The 18,045-nt window shown below is 75.3% G+C and carries 7 protein-coding genes; 5 read left to right on the top strand and 2 right to left on the bottom strand.

Annotation, left to right across the window (positions count from 1 at the left end):
• Nucleotides 1-13: 13 nt before the first annotated feature.
• Complete coding sequence (locus ACWEFJ_RS22605; RefSeq protein WP_449714934.1) at nt 14-1,822, top strand: S8 family serine peptidase; 1,809 nt, start codon at nt 14-16, stop codon at nt 1,820-1,822.
• Between the two features lie 119 nt (nt 1,823-1,941).
• On the opposite strand, the gene ACWEFJ_RS22610 is transcribed toward ACWEFJ_RS22605, so the two are convergent.
• Nucleotides 1,942-2,241: a hypothetical protein gene (locus ACWEFJ_RS22610; RefSeq protein ID WP_378087053.1), complete on the bottom strand. Its 300-nt coding sequence runs from the start codon at nt 2,239-2,241 to the stop codon at nt 1,942-1,944.
• 907 nt (nt 2,242-3,148) lie between these two features.
• Here ACWEFJ_RS22610 and ACWEFJ_RS22615 point away from each other — a divergent pair.
• From ACWEFJ_RS22615 to ACWEFJ_RS22625, 3 genes are all read left to right on the top strand, one after another.
• A complete protein-coding gene (locus ACWEFJ_RS22615) occupies nt 3,149-6,148 on the top strand; it encodes an AfsR/SARP family transcriptional regulator (RefSeq protein ID WP_378087051.1) in 3,000 nt (999 codons plus the stop codon).
• A gap of 108 nt (nt 6,149-6,256) precedes the next feature.
• A complete protein-coding gene (locus tag ACWEFJ_RS22620; protein WP_449714935.1) occupies nt 6,257-7,189 on the top strand; it encodes a hypothetical protein in 933 nt (310 codons plus the stop codon).
• A 128-nt stretch (nt 7,190-7,317) separates the two neighbouring features.
• On the top strand, nt 7,318-9,486 hold the full coding sequence (locus ACWEFJ_RS22625) for an AfsR/SARP family transcriptional regulator (RefSeq protein ID WP_378087047.1): 2,169 nt from the start codon (nt 7,318-7,320) through the stop codon (nt 9,484-9,486).
• 277 nt (nt 9,487-9,763) lie between these two features.
• On the opposite strand, the gene ACWEFJ_RS22630 is transcribed toward ACWEFJ_RS22625, so the two are convergent.
• Nucleotides 9,764-11,080 (bottom strand): allantoate amidohydrolase, encoded by a 1,317-nt coding sequence (locus tag ACWEFJ_RS22630; RefSeq protein ID WP_449714936.1) that lies wholly within the window; start codon nt 11,078-11,080, stop codon nt 9,764-9,766.
• A gap of 428 nt (nt 11,081-11,508) precedes the next feature.
• Between ACWEFJ_RS22630 and ACWEFJ_RS22635 the strand changes: the two genes are divergently transcribed.
• The gene (locus tag ACWEFJ_RS22635) at nt 11,509-18,045 is read left to right on the top strand and encodes an amino acid adenylation domain-containing protein (protein WP_449714937.1); all 6,537 of its coding nucleotides are present in this window, start codon (nt 11,509-11,511) and stop codon (nt 18,043-18,045) included.

Consider the following 18,045-nt stretch of genomic DNA (forward strand, 5'->3'; position numbering starts at 1 on the left):
GGGGGCGGGTGCGATGGAACCCAGGCGGGACACGGTCCTGGACGCGCGGCTCAGGGGCGCGGCGTCGTTCGCCGGGCCACGGCCACCGCGGCAGGGCGGCGTCGTGGCGCGGGCGCTGGACGTGGCCGGGGGGACGGCGGGCGCGGCACGGCCCAAGCGGACCACCGTCAAGCTGGTCGTGCGCTCGGACGCGGTGCGCGACGCGGTGTCCTGGCTGGAGGCGTCGGGCGCCGAGGCGGTCTCCACCCCCGCCGACACCGCCACGTCGGGCAACGCGGTCGTGCTCGCGGCCGTGCCGGTCACGGCGCTGTCCGAACTGGACGGTCAGCCGTGGCTGCGCCGCGCCGAGGCGCCCAAGGAGATGTTCGCCCGGCTGGACCTCGCGCGCGGCGAGGCCACCCACCTCGACGCGGCGCTGGCCCGACCCGAGCACGCCGGCCTGACCGGCGAGGGCGTGCTGGTGGCGGTGGTGGACAGCGGCGTCGACTGGTCGCACCCGGACTTCCGCCACGAGGACGGCACGACCAGGCTGGAGCGGTTCCTGTTCGCCTCGCGCGCCGACGGGGCCGAGGTGTCGGCCTACCGGGCGTTCGACGCGGCCGCGATCAACGCGGCGCTGCGCGGCGGGCCGCCCGTCCCGACCGGCGACCCCGGCGGGCACGGCACGCACTGCGCGTCGATCGCGGCGGGCAACGGGCTCGCGCTGCCCGACCGGCGGTTCCGCGGCGTCGCGCCCGGCGCGGCGCTGATGGGCGTGCGCAGCGAGCCGCTGCTGGACGAGCACCTCATCGAGGGCATCCGGCAGGCGTTCGAGGTCGCGGGCGACCGGCCGGCCGTGGTGAGCCTGAGCCTGGGCGGGCACTGGGGCGCGCACGACGGCACGTCCGCGCTGGAGAACGAGATCGCGCACGCCTCCGGGCCCGGCCGGATCGTCGTGGTCGCGGCGGGCAACGAGGGCGGCGACGGCATCCACGCGCAGGGCGCGCTCGTGCCGGGGCGGGATCTGGTCATCCCGGTCCGGGTGGTGGACGACGGCGTGCTGCTGTGCGACGTGTGGATCCCGCGCGGCGACGAGGTGGACCTGGCCGTCGAGACGCCGGACGGGCAGCGGTTCGCGCCCGACGGCGAGGAGGTCCGGACCCCGCACGGCTCGTGCGTGGCCGAGTTCGTGGAGAACCCGCTCAACCGCGACCAGAACCTGACCGTGATGATCACCGGCAAGGTGGGCGAGGTGTGGTCGATCAGGATCACGCCGCTCACCGTCGTGCACGGCGAGGTGCACGCCTGGGCCACCCCGACCCGGGGCGGTCGGCAGGTCTTCCCCGACGCGCCGAGCGACGGCTACAGCATCGGCATCCCGGCCACCGAGGAGCGCGCCATCGTGGTCGGCTCCCTGGTCAGCCGCACGACGTTCGAGGGACCCGGCGGCGACGCGGCGGTGCCGGACGCGACCGTGGGCGCGTTGTCGGCGTTCTCCAGCCTCGGCCCGACGCGGGCGGGGGCGCAGAAGCCGGACGTCGTGGCGCCGGGCGAGGTCGTCACGGCGGCGCTGTCGGCGAACTGCGGCTTCGCCCTGGACCCGCGCCTCGCGTCGCGCCTGCACCCCAGCGGCAGGTACGTGACGATCCAGGGCACGAGCATGGCGACGCCGTTCGTGGCGGGCCTGGTCGCGCTGCTGCTGCAACGCGAACCCCGGCTCACGCCCGAGGACGTCCAGCAACGCCTGCGCGTCAGCTCCCGCCGGGACGCGGGCACCGGCCGGGTGTGGAACCCGCGGTTCGGCTGGGGCCGGTTGGACGCCGAGGCCCTGCTGCGCGGCTGACGTGCCGCACGGCTACCCGGGCGGCAACACGGGTCGTCCGGACAGCCGGGAAGCGGTCGTGCAGGGCTGTCCGGGTGGCGGGCGGTCGTCCGGGCCGGCCGGGTAGTGGACGTGCGGGGCTACCCGGGCGGCACGTGGTCGCCCGGGAAGCGGTCGCGCAGGGCGAAGGTGACCTCGCCGACCAGGGCGCGGGCCGCGCCCAGGACGTCGCGGAGTTCGTCCAGGTCGGTGGTCGGTCCCGACTGGCGCAGGACCATGAGGGAGACGGCGCAGGTCACGGCGCTGTCGACGGCGGCCATGAGCGGGTCGCCGGGCGCGCGGAGCAGGAGGTGGGCTCGTTCGACGGCGGCGAGGGCCTCTCGGATCGCGGTCTCGGCCTCCTCGTGCCGCGGGGCCGGCCCGTTCCGGACTGAGGTCATGCGGGTGCTCCTGTTCGTCGGCGGGGGACCGGACGGGCTCCGGTGTCGCGCCACGGCACATCGTTGCCCCGCGGCGCTCTCCGCCGGCTCCTCATCCGCTCTTCGTCGCCCACCGCCGGCCCCGGTCACCCAGGGCAGGCGCGCCGGGAGCCCCTTCCCGGCGGACTCGGCCATCGGGGTGAAAACGCGCCGCAATTCCCGGCGGCGCGGACACGCGGCGCGCACTCCGCATTGTCGCGGGCTCCCCTCCGGTCGGTGTGAGCCGTTGTGGGGAACGCGATCGGCATTTCATCCCGATGGCCCTTCGGTATTAGGAAATCGAATTGTTCGGCGGTGGCGGCGGTCGCCGCGCGGGCGGGTCGGAGGGGTGCCGCGCGACGGGTCCGCGCGGGCTGCCGCCGGGTGGCGGGGGTCGGGGGCGGACGCGGGCCGAGGTGCGCGGACGGGGTCGGCGGGGGCCTGGGACGGCACTCGTCGACCGGCTGAACCGCTGGAGAACACCCCTGAACCTGGGTAAAGTCGCTGGTCCGGGGCTTGTTCGGGCGATTGACCGGTTTGTCCGGTTCGCGGCGGCGGCCACTGGGAGCGGTACCGGGGCAGTGCCGGCCGGACCCCGGCGTCGGTGGGCGGGTTGTCCGGGTGCTTCCCATTCGGGCGGGATAACGGAACGATCAACCGCCCGGCGCGCGCGAGTGTACCTCATCCACCCGTCATCTGTTAGCCGCGAAGTTTCGGCGAGGCGGTCGCCTTTGAAAAATCTACTGTTTCGCTACGATCGGGGAGCCGGTGCGGCAGCGGAAGGGCGGCTCGGTGGGAGGTGGTCGCAATCGGCTTGAGAATCCTCGGCCCACTCGAACTGGTCGCGAATCACCGTCTGGTCAAGATCGGAGGGCCACGGGACCAGGTGGTGCTCGCCATGCTGGCGCTGCGCGCGAACCGGGTGGTGTCGGTCGACCAGCTGATCGACGTCGTCTGGGGGGACGACCCGCCGCCCACCGCCCGCGGGCAGGTGCAGACGTCCGTCTCGGTGCTGCGCAAGCTGCTCGCCGACGCCGGGATGCCCAACGCCATCAAGACCCGCTCGTCCGGCTACGTCCTGGAGGTCGGCGAGGACGACCTGGACAGCAAGCGGTTCGGCGCGCTGGTGGCCACCGCGCACCGGCAGGCCGCGGAGAACCGGATCGAGCAGGCGGCCGAGACGCTGAGCAGCGCGCTGGGCCTGTGGCGCGGCCCGGTGTTCGACGGGCTGCACAACGACCTCATCCGCAACGCCGCCGCCGTGTTCGAGGAGGCCCGGCTCACCGCCGCGGAGGAACGGGTGCGGCTGGAGCTGGAGCTGGGCCGGCACGCCGCGGTCACCGGCGAGCTGCGGTCGCTGGTCGCCGAGCACCCGTGGCGGGAGCGGCTCTACAGCTTCCTCATGGTCGCGCTGTACCGGTCGGGGCGGCAGGCCGAGGCGCTGGAGGTGTACCGCCAGGCGTGGACGGTGCTCACCACCGAGGTGGGCATCGAGCCCGGCCAGGAGCTGCGCGACCTGGAACGCGCCGTGCTGTGCAGCGACGGGTCGCTCGACCTGCGGCCGGCCGAACCCGAGGCCGGCCCGCCCGCGGTCGAGGAGCCCGCCCGCACCCCGCGCCAGCTGCCCGGCAGCATCGCCGACTTCGTCGGCCGCGAGGACCACATCGCCGACGTCGTCGGGTACCTGACCGGTCGGGACGACGGCGCGGCGCGGTACGCCGTGCCGATCGTCGCGGTGTCGGGCCGCGGCGGGGTGGGCAAGTCCACCCTCGCGCTGCGGGTGGCGCACGAGGTGGGCGGCCACTTCCCCGACGGGCACCTGTACGTCGACCTGCGCGGTCCGGACCGGGCCGAGGGCGCGCGCGAGCTGCTGGGCCGCTTCCTGCGGGCTCTCGGCACCCCGGACGCGGCCGTCCCGCACGGGCTGGAGGAGCGGGCGAGCGCGTACCGCAGCCGGTTGGCCGACAAGAGGGTGCTCGTGGTGGTGGACAACGCCACCGACGAGGAGCAGGTGTTGCCGCTGCTGCCCGGCAGCCCGACCTGCGGCGTGGTCGTGACGAGCCGCAGCAGGCTCGTCGGCCTGCCCGGCGCGCACGGCGTCGAGGTCGAACCGCTCGACCCGGAGTCCGCCACCGGGCTGCTCGCCCGCCTGGTGGGCGCGGAACGCGTGCGGGCGGAGGAGCGGGCCGTCGCCGACATCGTCCGCTACAGCGGCGGGCTGCCGCTGGCGGTGCGGATCGCGGGGGCACGCCTGGCCGCGCGCCCGCACCGGCGGATCGGCGAGCTGGCCGGGCGGATGGCCGACGAGGACCGCAGGCTGGACGAGTTCAGCCACCAGGGCGTGGACCTGCGGTCCAGCATCGACCTGACCCACCGCGGCCTGGCCGCGCCCGTGCGGCGGCTGCTGCGGCTGCTCGCGCTGACGGACGCGCCCGACTTCCCCGGCTGGACCGCCGCCGCGCTGTTGGACACGAGCCCCGGCGAGGCCGAGGAACTGCTCGACGAGCTGGTCGAGGCGCGGCTGCTGGCGGCGCTGCGCGACGACGCCGGCCGGGTCCGCTACCGCTTCCACGACCTGATCCGGGCGTACGCGCGGGAACGCCTGGCCGAGGCCGAGCCGGCCGCCGCCCGGCGGGACGCCCTGGCCCGGGTGCTCGGCGGCTGGCTCAGCCTCGCGGAGGCGGCGCACCGCAAGGAGCACGGCGACTCCTACGTGACCGTGCACGGACGCGCTCCGCGCCGGCGCCTGCCCGAATGGGCCGAGCAGGACCCGGTCGGCGACCCGGCGGCGTGGCTGGCCGACGAGCGGGGCGCGCTCGTGGCGGCGATCCGGCAGGCCGCCGCGGTCGGGCTGTCCGAGCCGTGCTGGGACCTCGCGCTCACCGCGGCCGGCCTGTTCGAGGTCCGCGGCCACCCGGACGACTGGCGCGAGGCGCTGGACCTCGTGCACGCCGCCGCGCTGCGGGCCGGGGACCGCACCGGCACGGCGGCCACGCGGTACGCGTTCGGCGCGCTGCACCTGGCCCACCAGCGGCTCGACGACGCCGACGCGAGCTTCGCCGAGGCGCTCGACCTGTTCGTGGCGGACGGCAACGTGCCCGGCGAGGCGATGGTGCTGCGCGCCAGGGCGGTCGTGGACCGCCGGCGTGGCCGGTTCGACCCGGTGCGCGGCGGGTACGAGACCGCGCTCGACCGCCTGCGCGAGGTGGGCGACCTGGTCGGGCAGGCCGCCGTGCGGGCGAACCTGGCCCGGTTCCAGCTCGCCGAGGGCGAGGTCCGCAAGGCGAAGGCGCTGCTGAACGAGGCGTTGGAGCTGTACGGGCGGGCGGACCACCGGCGCGGCGAGGCCGACGTCCTGTGCGGGTTCGCCGAGCTGTACCTGCACACCCACCAGCTCGCGCTGTGCCGGCAGGCGCTCAGCCGCGGCCTGCGGACGGCGCGCGACCTCGGCGATCGGTCCGGCGAGGCGTACGCCCTGTACTGCTTCGGGCTCGTGCGGCGGGACGAAGGGCAGCTCGACGGCGCGGCGGCCACCCTCGCGCACGCGCGCAACGTCGGCGAGGACGTGGGCAACCGGCTGGTCGCCGGGCTGGCCGGCTACGCGCTCGGCGAGATCGCGCTGGTGCAGGTGGAGAACACCGCCGCCGCGGAGCACCTGGAACGGGCGCGGGACGTGTTCGACGCGCTCGGGTCGGTGCTGTGGCTGGCCCGCACCCACCTGCTGCTGTCCGAGGCGCACGCCGCCGCCGGCGCGGTGGGGTCCGTCCGCCGCGACCTCGACCGGGCCGCCGGCCTGCTGTCCGGCGTCCGCTCCCGGCAGGCCGACCGGCTGCGGCGGCAGGTCGTGCTGCGCAGGGCCGCGCACCTGCCGGCCGAGGCCGCCGGGTAGCGACCGGACCCCGCCGGGCGGTCAGGAGCGGATGAGGACCGGGCGGAGAGGCAGCCCGTGATGATGAATCCGGGTCGAGCACCCCCTGAAACCCCGAGGTCGTGACACATGCCTGACCGGATCCTCCGCCTGCGCCACCGGGACATCCTCCGCGCGCTCGACGGGTTCGACCTGCTCGACGTGGTCGCGCAGGAGCTGATCCGGCGCGCGGGCGGCGGTGAGCGGTCACGCGCCGGGGCCGACGCCGGGGTGGCCGTCTCGACCGCGATGACCTCGGTCGGCGAGGCGGGCACCGGGCCGGTCTGCCTGCTGCCCACGCCGAGCCTGCGCATGGTCGGCCTGGCCGCGCTCGCCACCCTGGCCATCCGCGAGCTGTGCCCGGCCGCCGCGGTGACCGCGGCCGTGTTCGGCGCCGGCCCGGCCGCCCGCCTGCACCTGTCCCTGATCGCCCGCTACCTCCCCCACGTGGCGCACGCGTCGGTGCACCCCTCGGGGGTGGAGCTGGACCGGTCCGTCGAGCGGCGGATGCGCGGCGAGCTGGCGCGGGCCGGCACGACGCTGTCGGTGCACGCCGGTCCGCCGCCCGCCGCGCTGGGGGCCAACCTGCTCGTGGTCACCGAGCCGGGCTGGGGTCGGCTGGACCTCGGCCGGCTGCGACCGGGCACGGTGATCGTCAACGCCACCCGCCGCGACCTGCCGGACGAGGTGCTGATCGAGGTCCACCGCCTCTACGTCGACGACCTCGGGCTGCTGGAGCACAACCAGCACCGCGCGTTCGTGCGGCTGCACCAGGAGGTGCCGGACGGCGGTCCCGGCCCGGACGGTCGCCGCGCCGCGTCGTGGCGGCACGAGCGGCGCATCGACACCGACCTCGGCCAGGTGCTGATCGGCGCGCACGGCGGGACGGACGCCGACGAGGTGGTCCTGGTCGAGCTGCTGGAGGGCGGGTCGCTGGACGTGCGGCTGGCCGGGCGCGTCCACCGGGCCGTGCTCGCGCTCGGCCTGGACGCGGCGGCCCGGGGACCGGGTGCGGAGGGATGACATGACGTCAGCGTCGGCGTCCCGCCGGGCACCGCACGACCACCGGGCCGCGCCCGATCGACCCGCGCCGTCGGCCGTCCGCGCCGGCCGCGACATCCACGAGATCGCCAGGGGATTCGGAGCGAGTGATGGAATACCGCGTTCTCGGCCCGCCTGAGGCAACGCACGACGGGAGCGCCGTCGAGATCACCGGCGTGCGCCAGCTGACCGTGCTCGCGCTGCTCCTGGTGGAGGCGAACCGGATCGTGCCGATCGACCGCCTGGTGGACGGCGTGTGGGGCGAGAAACCGCCGGCCACGTGCCGCAGCCAGATCCACATCTGCATCTCCTCGCTGCGCCGGCAACTGCCCGACGGCAGGCGCAGCGTCGACACCCGCGCGCCCGGGTACCGGCTGCGGGTGCCCGAGGGCGCGCTGGACCTGCACGCGTTCGAGAACCACGTCGGCGCGGCGCAGGCGGCGGTCAAGGAGGGCGCGCCGCAGCGCGCGGTGGCCGAGCTGCGGTCGGCGCTGGCGCTGTGGCGCGGTCCGGCGTTCTCCGGCGTCGGCAGCACGCTGCTGCGCGGCGTGGCCGACGCGCTGGACGAGAAGCGGCTGGCCGTGCACGAGGAGTGCCTGGAGCTGGAACTGGAGCACGGGCCGCCCGGCACGTCGCACGAGGTGGCGGGCGAGCTGGCCGCCCTGGTCGCCGCGCGGCCCCGGCGCGAGCGCCTGGTCGCCCTGCTGATGACCGCGCTGTACCGGGTGGGGCGGCAGGCCGAGGCGCTGGAGGAGTACCGCAAGGCGCGGGCCCGGCTGATCGGCGAGCTGGGCATCGAGCCGGGCGACCAGTTGCGCACCCTGTACCAGCGCATCCTCACCCAGGACCCGGCCCTGTCCCGGCCCGCCGAGCCGCGGCCGGTGCGGGTGCGGCGCCGGACCCCGCAACGCCTCCCGGCCGACATCGCGGACTTCACCGGGCGCGACCGCAGCCTGGCCCGCCTGCTGGAGGCGGCCGAGCCGCACGACGGGACCGCCGTGCCCACGGTCGTGGTCACCGGGCGGGGCGGGATCGGCAAGACCACGTTGGCCGTGCACGCCGCGCACCGGCTCGCGCCGGAGTTCCCGGACGGGCAGCTGTTCGCCCGGCTGTCCCACGACGGCGTGCCCGAGCAGCCGCACGACGTCCTCGGGCGGTTCCTGCGCGCGTTCGGCTTCGCCGACCGGGACATCCCCGACGGGCTGGAGGAGCGGGCCGAGACCTACCGCGACCACATGGCGGGCCGCCGGGTCCTGGTGGTGCTGGACGACGCGCTGGCGGAGAGCCAGGTCTTCCCGCTGCTGCCGGGCAGTGCGCGGTGCCGCGTGGTGGTCACCTCGCGGCGTGCGCTGGTGGGCCTGCCCGCCGCGGTCCGGCTGCGCCTGACGCCGTTCACCGAGCGCAGCGCCCTGGAGCTGACCGCCCGCATCGCGGGCCCGGCCCGGATCGAGTCCGACCGCGAGGCCGCGGTCGCGTTGACCGAGGCGTGCGGGAACCTGCCGCTCGCCCTGCGCCTGGCCGCCGCCCGGCTGGCCTCGCACCCGCACTGGACGGTCGCGGACATGATCTGCCGCCTGGACAACGGCTCGAACTGGTTGGACGACCTGGAGGACCAGACCGGGGTGCGGCACACGTACCGGAGCCTGACCGCTGAGGCCCGCCGGTTGTTCCGCCTGCTGCCGCTGGCCGAGGCGGCCGACTTCGCGTCGTGGGTCGGCGCGCCGCTGCTGGACGTGGACGTCGCGCGGTCGGAGGCGTTGCTGGACGAGCTGGCGGACGCCGACCTCGTGGTCGTCCGGCCGCACGCGGACGGCACCCGCTACTGGATCCCGGGGTGGATCCTCGGGTTCGCGCGCCGTCAGCAGGCCGAGGAGGAAGGGGAGGAGTCCCTGCACAAGGCGCTGGAACGGCTGCTCGGCGCGCTGCTGCACCTGTCGGAGAAGGCGCACCGGCGGCAGGGCGGGCACAACCTGCAGCACGCGGGCAACGGGGCGAGCCGGTGGGAGCTGCCGGGGCCGTTGGCGGAGCGGCTGGTCGCCGACCCGGCTGGCTGGTACGCCCGCGAGCGGTCCTGGGTGCTGACCGCCGTGCGCCAGGCCACGGCCGCCGGTTTCGCCGAGCACGCCTGGGGTTTGGCCATGTGCACGGTGACGTTCGCCGAGTCGCCGGGCCGCGCGCGGTGGGAGCGCTTCGACGTGTCGACGGGGCACGCGCCCCGGTTCGACCGGGTCGTGGCGGCGGACCCGGTGCCGATCCGGCCCCAGGCGCTGCCCACCTGACCGCGCCGGGACCGCACCGGCGGCTCCGGCCGCGTGCCCGCGGACCCCGGGTCGGCAGCCCCCGGTGTGACATGCCCTGGATCGACAGGCATGGGGGTGCGGCTCGGCCGGTTGTGGGTCGAGCCGGCCGCGGTTGCGGGTCCGACCGCGGCGTGCGCCCGGCGCACCAGGTGTGGGCACCGGTCCAGCCCGCGGCAGGTCCCGGTCGTGCGTCGGCGGCCCCGGTCGCCGCGGGTTCGCGCCGGTGCTGCGCCGAGGGGTCGGGGTGCGGTGGGTCTCAGACGTCGCCCACGTGGTCGCCGTGGGGACCGACCGCGGTCTGCGCGCCGAGCACCGCGTGCAGCAGCACGTTGGTGCCGTGGACCAGGTCGCCGGGTGCGGTGTCCTCGCCCGGCGCGTGGCTGACACCCCGCTTGCTGGGCACGAAGATCATCCCGATCGGGGCGACCCTGGCCACGATCTGGGCGTCGTGCCCCGCGCCGCTCGGCATGGTCAGGTGCGGCAGGTCCAGCGTCTCGGCGGCCTCCCGGATCACGTCCCGCAGCGGGCCCGCGGTCGAGACCGGGCGCGACCGCATGCCGATCTCCACCTCCACCGCGCAGCCGGAGGCCGCCGCGACCCGGGCGCACTCGGCGCGCACCGCGGCCTCGCCCCGCGCGATCCGGTCGGGATCGGTGTCGCGGACCTCGGCGGTCAGCCGCACGTGCCCCGTGATGGTGTTGGTGACGTTGGGGTGGGCCTCCACGTACCCGGTGGTCGCGGTCGCGCACACGCCCTGCTCGGCGGCGACCCGCTGCACCGCCAGGATGATCTCGGCGGCGGCGACCAGGGCGTCCCGGCGGTCGCGCATCGGCGTGGTCCCGGCGTGCTGCGCCTCGCCCACGACCTCGATGTCCAGGATGGTGCGCCCGACGATCCCGTCCACGACCCCGATCGGCACGCCGAGGCGTTCGAGCGTGGGCCCCTGCTCGATGTGCAGTTCGAGGAACGCCGCGACGCTGCCGGGCGGCCACGCCGCCTCGGCCAGCCGGTCGGGGTCGCCGCCGGTCTGGGCCAGGTACGCGCTCACCGGCCGGCCGGCCCGGTCCTTGGCGGCGAGCCCGTCCTCCAGCGACCCGCACAGCGCGTGCGAACCCCAGAACGGGGTCTGGATCAGCGCGCCCTCCTCGTTGGCGAACGCCACGGCGACCATCTCGACCGGGAGGTCCACGTCGTGCTCGTGCAGGACGCGCAGCACCTCGATCGCGGCGACGACGCCGTAGGCCCCGTCCAGCCGGCCGCCCTGCACGACCGTGTCCACGTGCGAGCCGACCAGCAGCACGGGCACCGCCCGGCGCGGTGTGCCCGGACGGCGGACGAGCAGGTTGCCCGCGGGGTCGGTCTCGGCCTCCAGGCCCGCCGCGGCGCACAGGTCCCGCAGGTAGGTCCGGGCCGCGTGCTCCTGCGGGCTGAGCCCCAGCCTGGTGATGCCGCCCGCGGGGTCGGAGCCGATGGCCGCCAGCTCGTCCAGGCACCGGAGCAGGCGCGCGCCGTCGACCCGCAGTCCGGCGTGGCGCTCCAGGGAATCGCGTGCCCGTAGTTCCGACCGTGGCATGGCCCTCCTCCATCCGCCGGGCGAGCCGCTGCGGGTCACCGCAGGAATGCCGCCGGTTCACCCGGACGCCACGATTGTGCTCCGCCCGGCTTTCGGTGGGCGATATCCCGGCTATCCGGCCCGGCGCGCGCTGGCCGGAAAATAGGACGACGGCCCCTGAAGGCGGGGTCCGGGCCGGGTGGAAAATGGCCGCGCGATAGCGCGCGGCACCCGTGCCATCCGCCGGCTATCCGGCTCGTCCGCTGGTGAGGGCCGTGACGGCGGGTCTTAACTTTTCCTATCGCCGGCCCATCCGCCGCCCTTCGCGGTTCCCCGTTCCCTTGACCGGGTTCCGTCGCGGTTCTTAGTCTTCGCCGCATCCCCCCTTATCCCTTTGGCGGAACTCGCTCGGCGTGGGCAATGTGAATCGGCAGGAAGGGCATGGTGTTATGGGAAGCCTCCACGAGGACAGGCAGGTACCTGCCCCTGCGGTCCTGTCCCGCCGCGAGGCGGAGCGGGGACCGCTGTCCTACGGCCAGCAGCGGCTGTGGTTCCTGGACCGCTGGCTGGGCGGCCGCCCGGTCTACCACACGCCCGTCACGCTCCGCCTGACCGGCGCGCTGGACGCCGACCGGCTGGTCGACGCCGTCCGCCGCGTGGCCGCCCGGCACGACGTGCTGTTCACCGTGTACGAGGACGGGCCGGACGGCCCGCGCCAGCGCGTGTCGCCCGACCGCGAGCTGGCCTGCCCGGTCACCGACCTGGCCGACCTGGACCCCGAGCGAGCCCGCGCGCGGGCCGAGGAGCTGGTCGGGCAGGACGCCCGCCGCCCCTTCGACCTGGCGAAGGACCCGATGCTGCGGGCCCACCTGCTCCGCCTGGCCGACGACGTGCACTGGCTCCAGCTCACCTTCCACCACATCGCCTGCGACGGCTGGTCGGTGGACGCCTTCCAGCGCCAGCTCGCCGACGCCTACCGCGCCGAGGGCACGCCGGCCGAGCCGCTGCCCGTCCAGTACGCCGACTACGCCCTGTGGCAGCGCGACACGATGGAGAGCCCCGCCGCCGCACGTGCCCTGGAAGCCTGGTCACGGGCCATGGCGGGCGCGCCCGCCGTCCTGGACCTCGGCGCGGACCGCCCGCGGCCCGCCGAGCTGAGCTACCGCGGCCGCACCGAGCACTTCGCCCTCCCCGGCGTCCCGCAGGCCGAACTGGAGGAGTTCGCCGCTGATGCGGGCGTCACGCCGTACGTGGTGCTCCTGGCCGCGTTCCAGGCCCTGGTCGCCCGGCACTCGGGCAGCGACGACATCGTGCTCGGCTCGCCGACCGCGGGCCGCGGCGCGGCCGCCCTGGAGGAGCTGGTCGGCTTCTTCACCGACTCGCTGGTCATCCGCACCGGCCTGGAGGGCGACCCGTCGTTCCGCGCCCTGGTCGCCCGCACGCGCGGCAGCGTGCTGGACGCGCTGTCGCGCAGCCGGGTGCCGTTCGACGTGGCGGTCAACCACCTGCACCCCGAGCGGGACCTGAGCTACAGCCCCGTCGTGCAGGTCGTCTTCGCCCTGCACGAGGACGAGGGCGCGGGCGTCCTGGCCGACGGCGTCACGGTGGAGCGCGGCGCGGTCGCCACCGACACCGCCAAGTACGACCTCACCTGGTCGGTCTTCCGCGGCGCCGACGGGCTGCGGCTGGAGGTCGAGTACGCGACCGACCTGTTCGACGCGGCGACCGTGCGCGCGTTCGTCGGCCACTGGGAAACCCTGCTGGTCGGGGTGCTCGCCGAGCCCGACCGCCCGCTGAGCGGCATCGACCTGGTCCCCGCCGAGGAGGCCGCCCGGGTGGCGTCCTGGTCGGGCGTGCGGCGGCGGCTCCCGGCCGGGACGGTGCACGACCTGGTCGCGCGGAGCGCGGCGGCCCGACCGGACGCGGTGGCGCTGACCGGCGCCGGGGCGTCGGTCACCTACGGCGAGCTGGAGCGTCGCGCCACGGCGCTGGCGCACCGGCTGCGCGCGCTGGGCGTGGGGCCGGAGTCCTGCGTCGGCGTCTGCCTGGAGCGGTCGCCGGAGATGGTGGTGGCCTGCCTCGCGGTCATGAAGGCGGGCGGCGTGTACGTGCCGCTGGACACCGCGTTCCCCGCCGACCGCGTGGCCTACATGCTCGGCGAGGTCGGCGCGGACGTGGTCCTCGTCCACCCGGCGACGGCGGACGCCGTGCCGGACGGCCCGTGGCGCGCGGTCGACGTGGACGCCGACGAGCCGGCCGTCCCCGACACCGGCGCGCTGCCCGAGGTGCACGCCGACAACGGCTGCTACGTGATCTTCACGTCCGGTTCGACCGGCCGGCCCAAGGGCACCACGGTCACCCACCGCAACGTGGTCCGGCTCGTCCGCGGCGCGGGCGAGCACCTGCCGCTGGGCCACGACGACGTGTGGACCCTCTTCCACAGCTTCGCGTTCGACTTCTCCGTGTGGGAGATGTGGGGCGCGCTGACCACCGGCGGCCGCCTGGTCGTCGTGCCGCGCGCGGTGACCCGCGACGTGGAGGCGTTCCACCGGCTCGTGCGGGACGAGGCGGTGACGGTCCTCAGCCAGACCCCGTCGGCGTTCCGGCAGTTCGAGACGGCCGACGAGCAGGCGGGCGGCGGGCTCGCGCTGCGCGCGGTGGTGTTCGGCGGCGAGGCCCTGCACCGCCCGTCGGTGCGCCGCTGGGCCGCGCGGCACGGCTACGCCGAACCCGTGCTGGTGAACATGTACGGCATCACCGAGACCACCGTGCACGTCACCTTCCACGCCCTGACCGCGGCCGACCTCGACCGCGAGCTGACCCAGATCGGCCGGCCGCTGCCCGACCTGAGCATGCACGTGCTGGACGCGCACGGCCGGCCGGCGCCGGTCGGCGTGACCGGCGAGATCCACGTCGGCGGCGACGGGCTCAGCCGCGGCTACACCGGCCGACCCGGGCTGACCGCCGACCGGTTCGTGCCCGACGCGTTCACCGACCGCGCGGGCGGGCGGCTCTACCGCAGCGGCGACCTCGGCCGCTGGAACGCGCACGGCGGGCTGGAGTACGTCGGCCGCGCCGACGCCCAGGTCAAGATCCGCGGCTACCGCATCGAGACCGGGGAGGTCGAGGCGGTCCTGGGCACGCACCCGGACGTGCTGGAGGCCGTCGTGGTGGCCCGCAGCGGCGCCGACGGCCAGGCCGACCTGGTCGGCTACCTGGTGGCCGACGGCGACGCGCCGTCACCGGACGAGCTGCGCGCCTGGCTGCGCAAGCGGCTGCCGGACTACATGGTGCCGCGGCACTTCGTCGTGCTGGACGCGCTGCCGCTGACCCCGCAGGGCAAGGTGGACCGCGAGGCCCTGCCCGAGCCCGCCGCCGTCCGCCCCGAGCTGGCGCAGGAGTACGTCGCGCCGGTCGGCGCGGTCGAGGAGCGGCTGGCCGGGATCTGGCGCGAGGTGCTGGGCGTGGACCGGGTCGGCCGCCACGACAACTACTTCGACCTGGGCGGGGACTCCATCCGCAGCATCCAGGTCCTCGGCCACGCTCGTCGCGGCGGGCTGTCGTTCGACCTCCAGGACCTGTTCCGCAGCCCCACGGTCGCCGAGCTGGCGGCCCTGGCGCGGACCGTCGCGCCGGAGGCCGGGGACCGGCCCGCCGTCGTCCGAGAGCCGTTCGCGATGGTGTCCGAAAAGGACCGCGAGCTGCTGCCGGAGGGCTTGGAGGACGCCTACCCGATGGCGGAACTCCAGGTCGGCATGGTCTACGAGATGGAGCTGAATCCCGAGCGCCGGGCGTACCACAACCTGGACGGGCTGCGGATCGTCGGCCCGTACGACGAGGAGCGGTTCCGCGAGGCGACGGCGCGGGTGGTCGCCCGCCACCCCATCCTGCGCACCGCGTTCGACCTCAGCGGGTTCAGCGAGCCGATGCAGTTGGTGTACCGCACGGCCGAGATGCCGTTCACCGTCGTGGACCTGCGCCACCTCGACGAGGCGGCCCGGGACGAGGCGCTGGACGAGTACGTGCTCTCGGAGCGGCGGCGGCCGTTCGACCACACCCGGCCGCTGCTGCTGCGGTTCGCCCTGCACCGGCTGACCGACGAGTCGTTCCAGTGGACGATCACCGAGCACCACGCCATCTTCGACGGGTGGAGCCTGCACTCCACCATCTCCGAGATCGCCGAGGTCTACCAGCGGCTGCTGGCCGGCGAGGACCCGGTCCTCACCCCGCCGGTGTCCGCCTACCGCGACTTCATCGCCGCCGAGCGCGAGGTCCTGGCCTCCGCCGAGAGCCGGCGGTTCTGGCTGGACCGGGTGGGCGACCGGCCGGACTGCCGGCTGCCCCGCCGGCCCGTCGACCGGCCGACCGGGCTGACCGGACGCGCGCAGCCGCACGAGTGGCGCGAGCACCACCCCGAGCAGGGGTACGGCTCGGTGGAGACGCTGCTGCCGGAAGACCTGTGCGACGGGCTGCGCGACCTGGCCCGGCAGTGCTCGGTGCCGCTCAAGGCGGTGCTGCTGGCCGCCCACGTGAAGGTGATGAGCCTGGTCACCGGCACCTCGGACCTCCTGGTCGGGCTCACCGCCAACGGACGGCTGGAGGAGGAGGGCGGCACCGAGGTGCGCGGCATGTTCCTCAACACCGTGCCGTTCCGCATCGCGCTGCCCGACGGCAGTTGGCGCGACCTGGTGCGGGCCGTGTTCGAGACCGAGCGCGAGTTGCTGCCGCACCGGCGCTACCCGCTGGGCGCGCTCCAGCGCGAGGTCGGCGGCGATCCGCTGTTCGAGGTGAACTTCGTCCACAACCACTTCCACGTGCTGGACCGGGCGTTCGGCCCCGGCCTGATGCGCATCGCCGACGACAAGATCGACAGCTTCACCACCGACCGGGCCGAGCCCACCAACTTCCCGCTCAACGTGGGCGTCATCCGCAACCCGTACTCCAACCGCCTGCTGTTCGGCATGGACTACCACACCGACGTGCTGCTGCCCGACCAGGTGCTGCTGTACCGGGACTACTACCTGCGGGTCATGGCGGAGATGGTGGCCGCCCCGGACGCCGCGCACCGCTGGGTGTCGCTGTTGGGCGAGGACGAGCGGTCGTTGCTGGAGTCGTGGAACTCGACGGTGGCCGACGTCCCGCAGGTGTTGGTGCACCGGATGGTGGAGGAGCGCGCGGCGGCGGCGCCCGATTCGGTGGCGGTGGTGTCGGGTGAGGTGTCGCTGTCGTACGGGGAGTTGAACGCGCGGGCGAACCGGCTGGCGCGCCGGCTGCGCGACCTCGGCGTCGGACCGGACGTCCCGGTCGCGCTGTGCCAGGACCGCTCGCTCGGCATGATCACCAGCCTGCTGGCCGTGCTGAAGGCCGGTGGCGTCTACGTGCCGCTCGAACCCGAGCTGCCCCTGGAGCGCATGACCTACATGCTGCGGGAGGTCTCCGCCCACCTCGTGCTCGCGGGCGACCGGGCCGCCGACAAGGTGCCCGCCGGTCCGTGGCGGATGCTGGTCGTGGGCGACGAGCTGTGGTCCGACGGCAGCGCGGAGGACCTGCCGGGCGGGGCCGGGTTGGACAACGGTTGCTACGTCATCTTCACGTCGGGCTCGACGGGGCAGCCCAAGGGCGTGGTGACGCGCCACCGCAACGTCACCGAACTGCTGCACGGCGGCGAGTTCCTGACCCTCGAGCCCGGGGACAGCCTGCTGCAACTGGCTCCGCTGTCCTTCGACAACTCCACCTTCGAGGTCTGGGCCCCGCTGGTGGGCGGCGCGCGGCTGGTGCTCGCGCCCCCGGTGCAGTACGGGCCGCGCGAGATCGCGGAGTGGGTCGTAGAGTCCGGCATCACCGTCCTGCACGCGACGGCGTCGCTGTTCGCGCTGCTGGTCGACCACGAGCCGCAGACCTTCGACGGGTTGCGCCGCTTCCTGACCGGCAGCGAGACCGTCTCGCCGCAGCACGTGGTGCGGATCCTGGAGCGCTGCCCGGACCTGGAGCTGGTCAACTGCTGGGGTCCCACGGAGACCACGACGTTCTCGGTGTGCGGCGTCTACCGGCACGGCGAGGTGCCCTCGGGCGCGCTGCCGCTGGGCAAGCCGCTGGTCAACACCCAGGTGTGGGTGCTCGACGAGGCGGGGATGCCCGCGCCGGTCGGCTCGGCCGGCGAGCTGTACGTGTCGGGCCCGTGCCTGGCGCGCGGGTACCTGGGCCGGCCGGGCCTGTCCGCCGAACGCTTCCTGCCGCACCCGTTCCGGCCCGGCGAGCGGCTGTACCGCACGGGTGACCGGGGCCGCTGGTCCGTGGACGGCCGGGTGGAGTTCTTCGGCCGCACCGACCACATGGTGAAGGTGCGCGGGTACCGGGTGGAGCTGGGCGAGGTGGAGTCGGCCCTGCGCGACCACCCGGACGTGCGCGAGTGCGTGGTCGTCACGCGCGCCAACACCGCCGCCGGCGTGGACCTGGTGGCCTACCTCGTGGTGGACGACACCGCGCCCGCGGTGGGCGAGCTGCGGGCGTGGCTCGGCCAACGGCTGCCCGCGTACATGGTGCCCCGGCTGTTCGTGTTCCTCGACGCGCTGCCGCTGACGCCGCGGGCGAAGGTGGACCGCCGCGCGCTGCCGGAACCGAAGGAGACCCGGCAGGACGGCGTGCGGGAGTACGTGGCCCCGGTCGGCGGTGTCGAGGAGCTGCTGGCCGACATCTGGTCGCGGGTGCTGGACGTGGACCGGGTCGGCCGCCACGACGACTTCTTCGACCTGGGCGGCGACTCGATCCGCAGCATCCAGGTGGTCGGGCAGGCGCGCACCAAGGGCGTCGTCGTCGCCCTCCAGGACCTGCACCAGTACCCGACGGTCCAGGAGCTGGCCGCGGCCGTCGGCGGCAGGCAGGCCGCCGCGCCCGCGGCCGCCCGGACCTCGCCGTTCGGGCTGCTGTCCGAGCGGGACCGGGCGCTGCTCGCGGCCCGCACCGCCCCCGCGACCGGCGGGCGGTGA

Source organism: Actinosynnema sp. NPDC004786, assembly GCF_053601135.1.